8 protein-coding genes and 3 pseudogenes are annotated in these 11,027 nt (G+C 69.2%); 3 read left to right on the top strand and 8 right to left on the bottom strand.

Features of this window, described 5'->3' with window-relative positions; genetic code table 11:
* Positions 1–26: 26 nt before the first annotated feature.
* Positions 27–756 (bottom strand): annotated as a pseudogene (locus tag OHS71_RS01295) (IS5 family transposase); the annotation flags it as partial.
* Between the two features lie 369 nt (positions 757–1,125).
* Between OHS71_RS01295 and OHS71_RS01300 the strand changes: the two are divergent.
* Positions 1,126–1,281, top strand: coding sequence for a hypothetical protein (locus tag OHS71_RS01300; RefSeq protein WP_328475897.1), 156 nt, complete (start codon positions 1,126–1,128; stop codon positions 1,279–1,281).
* 606 nt (positions 1,282–1,887) lie between these two features.
* Here OHS71_RS01300 and OHS71_RS01305 read toward each other — a convergent pair.
* From OHS71_RS01305 to OHS71_RS41240, 7 genes and pseudogenes are all read right to left on the bottom strand, one after another.
* Positions 1,888–2,610 (bottom strand): DUF2182 domain-containing protein, encoded by a 723-nt coding sequence (locus OHS71_RS01305; protein ID WP_328475899.1) that lies wholly within the window; start codon positions 2,608–2,610, stop codon positions 1,888–1,890.
* 29 nt (positions 2,611–2,639) lie between these two features.
* The gene (locus OHS71_RS01310) at positions 2,640–3,254 is read right to left on the bottom strand and encodes a DUF1326 domain-containing protein (protein ID WP_328475902.1); all 615 of its coding nucleotides are present in this window, start codon (positions 3,252–3,254) and stop codon (positions 2,640–2,642) included.
* Between the two features lie 222 nt (positions 3,255–3,476).
* Positions 3,477–3,788 carry a hypothetical protein gene (locus tag OHS71_RS01315; RefSeq protein WP_328475904.1) on the bottom strand — a complete coding sequence of 104 codons (312 nt, stop codon included), beginning with the start codon at positions 3,786–3,788 and terminating at the stop codon, positions 3,477–3,479.
* 1 nt (position 3,789) lies between these two features.
* Positions 3,790–4,647 (bottom strand): hypothetical protein, encoded by an 858-nt coding sequence (locus OHS71_RS01320; RefSeq protein WP_328475906.1) that lies wholly within the window; start codon positions 4,645–4,647, stop codon positions 3,790–3,792.
* A gap of 62 nt (positions 4,648–4,709) precedes the next feature.
* Positions 4,710–5,435, bottom strand: a pseudogene (locus tag OHS71_RS01325) (dihydrodipicolinate synthase family protein); the annotation flags it as partial.
* Positions 5,436–5,632: 197 nt separating this feature from the next.
* The gene (locus OHS71_RS01330) at positions 5,633–5,977 is read right to left on the bottom strand and encodes a hypothetical protein (protein WP_328475908.1); all 345 of its coding nucleotides are present in this window, start codon (positions 5,975–5,977) and stop codon (positions 5,633–5,635) included.
* Positions 5,974–6,105, bottom strand: a complete 132-nt coding sequence (locus OHS71_RS41240) for a hypothetical protein (RefSeq protein WP_443047193.1) — start codon at positions 6,103–6,105, stop codon at positions 5,974–5,976. The genes OHS71_RS01330 and OHS71_RS41240 overlap by 4 nt, the downstream gene beginning before the upstream one ends.
* Here OHS71_RS41240 and OHS71_RS01335 point away from each other — a divergent pair.
* A pseudogene (locus OHS71_RS01335) lies at positions 6,097–6,252 on the top strand (aldo/keto reductase); the annotation flags it as partial. The gene OHS71_RS41240 and the pseudogene OHS71_RS01335 overlap by 9 nt on opposite strands.
* 272 nt (positions 6,253–6,524) lie before the next feature.
* Positions 6,525–11,015: a LamG-like jellyroll fold domain-containing protein gene (locus OHS71_RS01340; RefSeq protein WP_328475910.1), complete on the top strand. Its 4,491-nt coding sequence runs from the start codon at positions 6,525–6,527 to the stop codon at positions 11,013–11,015.
* Positions 11,016–11,027: the final 12 nt, after the last annotated feature.

The raw sequence follows: 11,027 nt of genomic DNA on the forward strand, positions 1-11,027 counted from the left end.
GTGAGTGAGTGCCGTGACGTGCGGGCGCGGATGCGCAGGCGGCGGAAGCCGTGGAGCCAGGCGATCGTGCGCTCGACGACGTAGCGGAAGACGCCCAGGCCAGTGCCGTGCGGCTCGCCTCGCTTCGCGATCACGGGCGGATCCCTCGCTGCCAGAGCAAGCGGCGGTACTTGTCGTGGTCGTAGCCGCGGTCGGCCAGCAGCGCGTCGGGGCGTCGGCGCGGTCTGCCGACCCGGCCCGCGACTGCCGGAATCTTGTCCAGCAGCGGCTCGAGTTGGGTGACATCATTACGGTTGCCGCCGGTCAGCGACACCGCGAGCGGGATGCCCTGCCCGTCGACGATGAGGTGGTGCTTGCTGCCCGGACGTGCGCGGTCGACCGGGCTGGGTCCGCTTTTGGGCCCCTTCGGGCCGCGCGGACGTGCGAGGAGTCAATCACCGCCCGGGACCAGTCCAGCTGGTTCTTCGACCGCAGCCTCTCCAGCAGCAGCACGTGGAGCTGGTCCCAGACGCCCGCCTCGTTCCAGGCTGCCAGGCGCCGCCAGCAGGTCATCCCCGAGCCAAAGCCCAGCTCCTGCGGCAGGTACTGCCACTGGATGCCGGTATGCAGGACAAAGAGGATCCCGCACAGGGCCTGGCGGTCCGGCACTCGAGGTCTGCCCTCGACCAGCTTCGGCGCCGGCTCGGGCAGCAACGGCTCGATAAATGACCAGAGTTCATCCGACACGATCCACGGTCGCGACTGGCGTTTCCCCAAGACCAGACCAACGAGCGGACAAGCCAACAGTCACATGATCAACAGCTTTTGTTAGAGCCAGTAAGAGCCCGCACCTGCGGCAGCGAGGGATGCGGCATGCGCATCAAGGTCCTCGCCCTGATCCAGAGCGGCCTGCAACTACTTCTCGTCTCCGGCCACATCACTTGAGTCCGACGACTGGAGCGTCGACTCCGAAGCTGCCGTCCAGTCATCAGGGTGTGAAATGGGCAGCAGGCTAGAACGTCAGCTCGGCGTGGCACTGCGCCGCACGACCGCTGCCGAACGCATCGCCGTCCTCACCTCGTCGACCAGCAGACGCCGAAAGACCAGCCTCTGCTGTCGAGCCTGGTCGCCGCAGGTGATCCCGGCATGGCGGCGTCCTACCGCGAGGTCGCTGCCTCACTCGGACTGGAAGTTCCCGCAGACGACGACGAGCTGCGTGACGTCCTGGAAGCCGACGTGCAGAAGGTTGCGTCGGCAAGGTCACGTGGAAAGGGGTTCGAGGCGTCCGCGATGGCCCCGTAGACCGTGGCGTGTTTCAACGCCCGCCAGTGCGACCCCTGCCCCCATCGGTCCTCGTGCACCCGGGGCGCTCGGCCCGCACCGTAGACGCAGACGGCGAAACAGCCTTGCCGGGCCGTACGGGTGGCGGAGCGGTTGGCTGCGCGATCACGCAGCCTCGGTGCACGTGTCGTAGGTAAGCCGGGTGAACACGCGAGCAACTTCACTCGGCGGTCAATCTGTCGGACAGGGCCCATCCCGGGGGCAGTGTTTCGGCCGCGCGGCCGAAACAGGCGTGGCGTCTACAACCGGCTGCGGATGTGGGCCGTCGACGGCACCTGGGAGCGCGTCTTCACGCTGATCACTACATTCTGAAATGATCACTAGGTTCCCGGGTCCAGGCGCATCGCTCACAGTGATCATTAGCGGATCCGCCACTCGTTCTTCTACGGCGCGCGACGGCCCGGCGGTGTCTTCTCCACGTCTGCTTCACCCCCCACCAGCCGCGCGCCCCGTTGCCGAGGTCGCCGCCCACACCGACCTCACCCTGAAGGGGGCTGGCGCCGTGGCCCTCCTCGACAAGCCGGCCGTCACCCCGGCTTGTGATGTCTCGGCGGGCGCGGCCAGTCCTCACATCCCCGCCATACCGCCGCCGGTGAGACCCGGAGCCAGCGCCGGGACCCAGAAGACGGCGACGGCCAGGACGATCGAGGCGATCCCCACGGCACGGGCCACCAAGCGACCAACCGGAGCGAGTTTCTCGGCGGTGATCACGGCGGCCAGGACCACCATGGCCCACAGGTTCATCACACCGAACGCCGCCAGCAACAACATCAGCGACCAGCAGCAGCCCAGGCAGAAGGCCCCGTGGTGGGCTCCGGCACGCAGATCGCGCGAGGCCCTGGGGTAGGAGGCGTAGCGCAGCATCAGGCCGATCGGCGAACGGCACCTCGCCAGACAACGGTCTTTGAGAGGCGTGAGCTGGTAGACGCCGCTGACGGCGAACACGGCCGCGGCCACTGCTGTCCCCGCCGCGGGAGTCAGGCGCGCCGCCCGGCCGAGGCCGACAGCCAGCGCGTAGGCCGGCAGCCCGGCCGCGGCCCAGACGAGCAGGTAGGCGACCGTGAAGACGACCATGTGCGGGGCCCGGTGCACGGTGATGGTGCGTGCGTACAAGGCGGCGACGGGTGCTGTGGCGGGCAGCATCATCGCAGTCATCATCAGCGTCCACACGGCCAGGAAAGCGGCCAGGCCCAGACCCATGGTGCCGGGCATCGCCGGCATGCCGCCCCAGCGCGTCACCATCCAGGACCAGGCTGCGGCCGCCACGACCAGCAGCACAGCGGGGGCCACCCGGATACGGACGGTAACCGGCCCACCGGTCATCCGGACCACGCGAAGGGCGCAGAGTGTCCGTTGCCACCCGTGAAGTCCCAGGACCGGCCGTACACGCCGTCCCCCGTCGCCCGGGTGGACCGGGCGATCGTCAGCGTGCTGTTCACCGGGTGGAACATGCCCGTCAGGCTCATCACCGGGCCGTCCTCGCCGAACTGCGGGGCGACCTGGTCCTCGATCTCGATGTCGATGGCATCACCCACCCGCGCGGCGTGGTGGCGGCCGTCGTCGCGGTAGTCGATGGGGACCCGCTCCACGCCGAGGACCTCGCCGATGAGCGGAGCGAGTCCCGCCATCGGCCCGCCCACCTGGCCCGAGAAGACCTTGCCCAGCGCCTCCGCCTGACCGTCGTCGGCTGAAGCGTCGACATACAGCGCCACCTGCCAGCCGCCCTCGGCCATCACCCGTGGCCCGTCGATGAAGACGGCCACGCTGCGGTCGGAGACGTCGACGTCGTCCACGTTCCCGCTGTCCACGTGGAACGCGAAGGTCACCTGGCAGCGCTCGTGGTCGGCCGGTGCGGTGAGGCCCGAGGTGGTGCAGGGGCACACCACGTCACAGTTACAGCTCTCCAGGTACGTGCCGTTCATATTCCAGGGCATGTCTCTTCCTCCCTGTTTTGCGGCCCCCCGGGGTCAAGGGGAAGCATCGAGAGGGTCCGCTCCGCCCCGGTGCCGCTCTCTTCCAGGCTATTCCTGACGCCCCCCATCGCGCAGATCCGCTGTCAGTCCAGCTCGCCGGCCTGGTACTCGATCGTCGGCGTACCGCGGCCCCGCCGGTTCGACGTCGCCCGTCAATTGGTCCCTCTGGTCCGGCATTGGTGCTCAGAAGCCGTCGCCCCATCCGAAGGTGACGTTGTACGCGCGCTGGAGTGCGTGCCTGCCATGGTCGCCGTCGGCGTAGACCCATACGAGGGCTGCGGCGAACCAGATCAGAAAGACTCCGCTGATGACGCTCAGAGCGACCAGCTTGCCATGCCAGCTGAGGAGGACCAGGGCGATGATCGCAATGGCCGCACCGACGTGGGCTCCCCGCAAGTCGAGCAACGCAGCCTTGCGTGCCGCTCTGCTTTCAGCTCGTTCTGCGGCGAAGCGTTCCTCTCGAAGAGACAGTGGTTCGTTCTCGTCGAAGTTCATCTCACCCCCCATCCCCTGACGACGCTACCTGACTCCTCCCTCGGCTGAAGCTGGGGGCTTCTCGCTCTGCCGGGTTGCCGTTGGACGGACCAGCTCCGGTGATGGGGAAGACCATGACGGCTATGGCCCCGGTGAGATTGCCGAGGCCGTAGGCGGCGGTCAGTACGGCCACGGTGGCCGGCTCGACGCCGAGGATCTTCGTCATGTGGACTGCGGTGTTCGGCAGTGCTGCAACGCTCAGGGCGACGATCATCGTCAGGTAGACGGTGCGGCGGAGGCGGCCGGTACGGGCGATGAGCGCGAGGGTCGCTCCCGGCTTGAGGATCGTCTTCTTGTCGCCGCCGTGGGACGGCGCGGTGAACGGCAGGAGCAGGACGCTGCCTGCCGCCGTGACCAGGGACGGCCCTACGGTGCCGCCGATGCCATAGGTGGCCACGTCCCCGCCCTGGGCCCGTCGTTGCGTGTGCAGTCGCGGTCCGACGATGGCGGGCAACCGGCTGCTGATGCCGCCTGTCAGCAAGGGCCCGCAGGTGCCAGCCGCGGCCAGCGTCAGCCCGGTCAGCACGGCGGGGACGTGACCGAAGGTCAGTACTGCTGTACTCAGGGCGGTGGCGTACAGCAGGCAGGCCGCCGCGATGACCTTCCGGCCGTCCTGGGCGAGGTCCAGCGGCCGGGCGACGAAGGGGCCGAGCAGGTGCGGGGCGGTGATGCAGGCGCCGAGTACTCCGGCCAACGTCCCGGAGCCGCCGGATGAGGTGACGAGCAGGACGACGGCGACCACGGCTCCGCCGTCGGCGGTGCGGGCGAGTGCAGCGGCGATGACGTAGCGCGCCAGGCCGCCGTTGCCTCTTGCGGGCACGGTGGGTGCCCCCGCCGTCCCCGGTGTGCTTGCTGTGTGCCGCTGGCTCATGTGGTCCGCGCTCAGGAGGTGAGCTGGAGGGCGTCCAGTGTGGCGACGACCTCGCGGCGGGCGGTCTCGTCCAGTGCGCGCAGGGGAAGCGGCAGGTTCGGTTCCCCCGTCAGGCCGAGGTGGGAGGCGGCGGCGGACATGACGCGCAGGCTGCCGTGACGGCGGCACAGCGCCCACAGCGGTTCGAGCCCTTCGGACAGTTCCGTGGCCGTTGCGGCGTGGCCGGCCTGGGCGGCACGGGTGAGGGCGAGGGCGGTCTGCGGGAAGGTGCCGCCGATGACCGAGTACCAGGCGTCGCACCCGGCGTTCAAGCCGCGGGCAGCCGTCCAGTCGCCGCTCACCCCGATGGTGACCGTGTCGGGGATCAGCTTGCGCAGCGCGTCGATGCGGAGCTCGGCCTGGCGCGGGTCGTCGGGCACTCCGGGGATCTTGATCGAGCCGACATTCGGCAACTGCGCGATGCGGCCGTGCAGTTCGTCGGTGAAGTGCACGTGCGTGGTGCCGGGGTTGTCGTACACGCACAGCGGTACGGAGAGCTCGCGGGTGACGTCCTCGTACAGACCGACCACCTCGTCCTCGGTGAGCGGCTGATACGTCATCGGGGCGAGCAGCACTCCGGACGCGCCCGCCTTCTGCGCGTCCTCGGCCAGCTCCAGCACGTGCGAGGTGCGCAACGCGCCTATACCGACGATGACCGGTACCCCGGAGGCGGCCTCGACCGCGGTCCTCGCGGCGTGCGCGCGCTGCTCTCGTCAAAGTTTGTCCTATGCCAAACCTACGGTACGTGTCGCCGTCGACGCCGGCAGCGTTCCCTCAAGGCGCTCTGCGCCGGCCGCCCGAAGGCCGCCACACGCGGATCAGCGAGTGGGTACACCCGAAAGACATTGGGCCACGGCGGGCAGCCGCCTCTCACGCGAGCCGGCGCGGTTCTTGATCAGCGGATGGAGGGCAGTGCCTTGTCGGGGTGGGCGGCGTGGACGAAGCGCACAGCGGTTCCGGGATGGACGCCGAAGAGGTGCACGAGATGCACCAGGTCGGCGGTGTGCCGGGCCTCGTCCAGTACTCGGTCTCTCCACATCTGACACGGAGTGATCATGGTCTGGTCGAACGCGCGGCGCAGTGCGCAGTCTGACGGGTGGAAGAGGGGTGGTGCGCCGAGTGCGTCGTGATCAGCGGGCGCGAAGGCCATCGCCTCCGCCGTCGGCGTCTGCACCACCTGAACGCCCAGCCTTTCGCCGGACAGCCGCAGATTCCACTGTCGTTGTACCCGGCCGATCACAGGAGGAAGGGCAGGTTCACCATCAGGGCGATGTATGCGATGCAGCCGAGCACGATGAACAGGGTGGACAGGACGATGTGGACGTGACGCCACGGCTGCTCGATCCTGCGGCGCAGGATGAGGCCCATGTCCTGCCCGTGACCGAACAGTACGGACTCGGTGTGCTGGTGTGGAGCCCGCCGACCCCGGGCCGGCTGTCGGGCGCGATCCGCGAGGGCCGTGACGTCACCACCAGCCGCTCGGCGTTCATGCCGGAGCGTTTCGACCCCGCAGTGCGACGCCGCTGAGCGGCCGCGCGAGGCGGCAGTGATCGGTGTTGATGAATGATCCATGACAAATCGGAAGTCACCGCCGAAGCGGGTTGAATTTGCAGAGCAAACATGAACTGTGTCACTTCTCGGGTTGCGCTGATTGGTGATCCCTGGGGGCTATGCCCACTTGTGAGGCTCTGGTTAGAGGCGCGTGAGTGGCCTTAGGTTGCGATCTGGCAGGTGATCGAACACATTCGGGCCGCAGTTCAACGCGGCTTTGTGGGGGAGCAGTTCATATGAATACGTACGGGGGGAGACGCCGGCTGCGCGCAGCCGGCGTCGTGTTCTCCGCGGCCATGGTGCTGGCGGCGAGCGCGTTCAACGGCGGCATGGCGATGGCCGGCGAGAGGGCCGGAGCCGCGGCCGCCGAAGCTGCAAAGGCAGCAAAGGACACGGATGCCGCATCGGCCGCCGAATCCGGCGGGACGGGCCACACCGCTGGAGGCGACGGGGCGGGCGAGGACAGCAAGGCGCTGGCCGAGGCCGCGCGCACGGGCAAGTTGGTGGAGATCACCTCGATGCGCGGTGAGAGCAGCGAGGTGTACGCGACCCCGGAGGGGCACCTGGAGGCGCGAGAGCATCTGCGTCCGGTGCGCACCCGGGTGGACGGCGTGTGGCGGGACATCGACACCACCCTGTCCCGTGACGCGGACGGAACGGTCGCGCCGAAGGCCACGACGGTCGGCCTGGTGTTCTCCGGCGGGGGTTCGTCCCCGCTGGTGCGGATGACGAAGAGCGGCCGTGAGCTGGCGTTGTCCTGGCCCGGGGTGCTGCCCTCCCCGGAGCTGAACGGGAACACCGTCACCTACCCGGAGGTGCTGCCCGGCGTCGATCTGCGGATGACGGCGCAGCAGGACGGCTTCACCCAGCTCCTCGTCGTCAAGTCGGCCGAGGCCGCGGCGAGCACGGACCTGAGCACGCTGCGTCTGAAGTTGGACGCCGACGGCATGCAGGTCAAGGAGACCCGGGACGGCGGTCTGGCGGCGGTCGACGAGGGCGCCAAAAGCGCGGTCTTCGAGGCCCCCCGCCCCGTGATGTGGGACTCCAGCACCAAGGCGCCCGGCAGCACCGCGACGCAGTCCGCCGCCGCAGGCGCCGCGCTCGCCCCGACGGCCTCGCCGAACACCTCCGACACGTCGAAGAGCACCTCCAACGGCACCTCGAAGCGCTCGGCCGCCGCGGCCGCCGAAGCCCCCGCCTCCGCCTCCGCGACGGCGTCCTCCTCCGCTCCGGCATCCGTGTCCGCCTCCGCCTCCGCTCCCGCGGCGGCCAAGGGCGGCGCCGACGGTTCGGAGGCCGTCGCCGCGGAGTCCGCGAACGTCGCGCCGGTCGGCGTGGACGTTTCCGCCGGGCAGGACGCGCTGGTGCTGACGCCGGACAGCGGCGTGCTGAAGGGCAAGGACACGGTGTACCCCGTGTTCATCGACCCGCAGTGGTACTCCCCGAAGGCCACGGCCTGGACGATGGCCTCCAAGTACTGGGCGTCGTCGCCGCAGTGGAAGTTCAACGGCGACTCGGACGCGGGCCTGGGGTACTGCAACTGGTCGTACTGCGCGCCGTACGACACCAAGCGGCTCTTCTACCGCATCCCGACCTCGAAGTTCGCCGGCCGGACCGTGCTCCAGGCGGAGTTCGTGGTCCGCAACACCTGGTCGGCGTCCTGCTCGGACCGGAGCGTGGAGCTGTGGCGCACCAAGGACATCTCCTCCTCGACGACGTGGAACTCGCAGGACAACGACGCCTTCTGGATCGATCGCCTCAGGACGCAGTCCTTCGCCTACGGGTTCACCGGCTGTGCGGCGAAGGACGCGGAGTTCGACGTGAAGTCCGCGGTGCAGCAGGCCGCGGACAAGAAGTGGTCGACGATGACCTTCGGCATGAAGGCCGCGAGCGAGTCCGACGGATACGCCTGGAAGCGGTTCTCGGACGACGCCTATCTGCGCGTGCAGTACAACCGCCCGCCGCCGCAGATCAAGATGTCGCAGCTGACCATGGAGTACGGCGGCTCGTGCAAGAAGCCCACCAGTGCCGCGCGGGTGCGCTCGCTGGGCAAGATCTACGCGAACGACGTCACCGACCCCGACGGCGACTCCGTCCGCGTGGAATTCCGGGCGAGCTGGGACACCGGTGACGGCAAGGGCGTCGTCACCCGCTGGAAGTCGGGTCTGACGACGGCCAAGAAGTCCGGCTCGGACTTCGCGATCACCCTGCCCTCGGTTCCCGCCAACAAGACGGTGAACTGGTACGTCCAGTCCTACGACGGGGCCCAGTACTCGCCGTGGTCGTACACGGGCGACCCGACCGCCTGTTACTTCGTGTACGACACGAGCGTGCCCAAGGCGCCCACGATCTCCTCGGCCGTCTATCCGGCCTCCGACCCCGAGAACCCGGACGACCCCTGGTACGACGGAGTGGGCCAGTACGGCGACTTCGTGATCACCGGCGCCGTCTCCGATGTGACGAAGTACTGGTTCGGCCTCAACGGCGACCCCGTCTCCGCCAACACGGTCGCCACCTCGGCCGGAGCGGCCAAGACCGTGCCCGTGCTGCCGCTCAAGCCGGGCCTCAACACCTTCACCGCGCGGTCCTTCGACACGGCCGGCAACGGCTCCGAGATCCGCACCTACCAGTTCCGGGTCAAGGCGGGGCAACTGGAGCGCGCCGACTGGTCGATGGACGAGGCGGCCGGCGCCACGCAGGCGGCGGGCAGCGCGCCCGAGCAGGCCGCGACCCTGTACAACGGCCCGACGCCTGATGTGGAGGGCAAGTTCGGCAAGGCGGTGCAGTTCGACGGCGTCGACGACTACGCCGCCACCGACATCGCCACCATCAACACCGACGTCAGCTTCTCGGTGTCGGCCTGGGTGAAGCTGTCGGCCATGCCGGCCGGAGCGGCCGTCGTCGCCTCTCAGCGCGGCAACAACACCCCCGGCTTCGAGCTGTACTACTCCAAGGGCTACGACCGCTGGGTGTTCAACCAGTACAGCGCCGACAAGGCCGACGCCACCCCCGTGCGGGCCATGCAGGCCGCCGCGGGCGGAGTCAAGGCCGGGGAGTGGACGCACCTGGTCGGCATGTACGCCGCCAGTGAGAAGCTGCTGAAGCTGTACGTCAACGGTGCGCTCGCCGGGTCCACCGCCTACTCCACGGCCTGGAACGCACGGCGCGGCATGGTGATCGGCGGCAGCTTCCTCAACGGCACGCCGACCTCGCCCTTCCCCGGCGCCATCGACGAGGTGAAGACCTTCGAGAAGCCGCTCTCGGCGGGCGAGGTGTCGAGCCTGTACACCTCGAACAGCATCGGCGGCGGCCGTCCGGCCCGTGCGGTCTTCCACATGGACGACGCCCACGGCGCGACCGCGCTGAGCGGCCGGGCCGACGTGAACCCCGCGGTCCTCAAGGGCGGCGCCACCACGGGCGCGGCCGGCGTGGACGGCAACGCGCTCACCCTGGACGGAACCGACGACTACGCCGCCACCGGCAGCCCGCACATCAACACCTCGTACAGCTTCGCCGTCTCGGCGTGGGTGAAGCTGCCGAAGACCAAACCGACCCATGCCGCGACCGTCGCCACGCAGATCGGCGACACGGTGACCGGCCCCGAGCTGTACTACTCAAACTCCTACGATCGCTGGGTGTTCAACCAGCACAGTGCCGACACCGCCGACTCCACGGTCGTGCGGGCCCTACAGCCCGAGGGCACCACCGCCTACGGCGGCGAGTGGACGCATCTGGTCGGCGTGCAGGACACCGAGGCCGACAAGCTCTCGCTGTACGTCAACGGGACGCTGGCCGGCACCGCGGCCATCCCCTCGAGCTGGTATGCCGGAGGAGCGGTGCAGATCGGCGCCAGCGCGTTCGAGGGCAAAGCCACCTCGTTCTTCCCCGGCCAGATCGACGACGTGCAGCTCTTCGACCGGCCGGTGTCGGCCGGTGAGGTGCAGCAGCTGTTCAAGCAGCGTGCGGTGGTCAAGGGCCGCTGGAAGTTCGAGACGTCCGCCGGCACCCCGCTGACCTCGCCGGACGCCTCCGCCTCCGGTAACGCCATGACCCTCTACAACGGCGCTCAGACGGGTTCGGGCTGGGTGGACGGCGCCGTCGTCCTCGACGGCACGAACGACTACGCCGCGGCCTCCGTGGTACCGGTCGACACCAGCGCCAGCTTCACCGTCAGCGCCTACGTCCAGACGGCCGCCGTGCCCACGAACCCGGTCACCGTGCTGAGCGCGCCCGGGGCCAAGAAGAGCGCGTTCGCCGTGCGCTACGAACCCAGTGCGACGCCGGCCACCGATCCGGGCCGCTGGAGGATCGCCACGGCCGAGTCCGACGTCGACTCCGCCGCGGGCTCCGACATCGGCAACGGCATGTTCTACAGCCCCACCGACTGGAACCACGTGGCGCTCGTCTACGACGGTTTCTCCAAGGAGATCCGTCTCTACGTCAACGGCGAGCTCCAGGAGACCGCCTGCGCCGACGCGGACGACGACGGCGCGCAGGACGACGCGAGCTGCGCCGACACCGTCTCGTGGTCCGACGATGTGCTCACCTACAAGGCCACGAAGACGCTGCAGCTCGGCCGGGACACCACCGGGACCACATCGAGTCAGTACTTCCCCGGTTCGCTGTCCGACGTCTGGGTCTTCCAGGGCGCGCTGACCGAGGCCCAGATCGACCACCTCGCCGTCGGCATGCCGGGCGTGGACACCGTCGTCCCCAGCGGCGACTGATCGGCTTCGCCG

This window comes from Streptomyces sp. NBC_00377, assembly GCF_036075115.1.
GTDB lineage: Bacteria > Actinomycetota > Actinomycetes > Streptomycetales > Streptomycetaceae > Streptomyces.

Excerpts from the sequence above, each read along its gene's own strand:
- OHS71_RS01315 (WP_328475904.1), bottom strand. The coding sequence starts at position 3,788 with ATGAACTTCGACGAGAACGAACCACTGTCTCTTCGAGAGGAACGCTTC.
- OHS71_RS01340 (WP_328475910.1), top strand. The coding sequence starts at position 6,525 with ATGAATACGTACGGGGGGAGACGCCGGCTGCGCGCAGCCGGCGTCGTG.
- OHS71_RS41240 (WP_443047193.1), bottom strand. The coding sequence starts at position 6,105 with ATGGGCCTCATCCTGCGCCGCAGGATCGAGCAGCCGTGGCGTCACGTC.
- OHS71_RS01300 (WP_328475897.1), top strand. The coding sequence starts at position 1,126 with ATGGCGGCGTCCTACCGCGAGGTCGCTGCCTCACTCGGACTGGAAGTT.
- OHS71_RS01310 (WP_328475902.1), bottom strand. The coding sequence starts at position 3,254 with ATGCCCTGGAATATGAACGGCACGTACCTGGAGAGCTGTAACTGTGAC.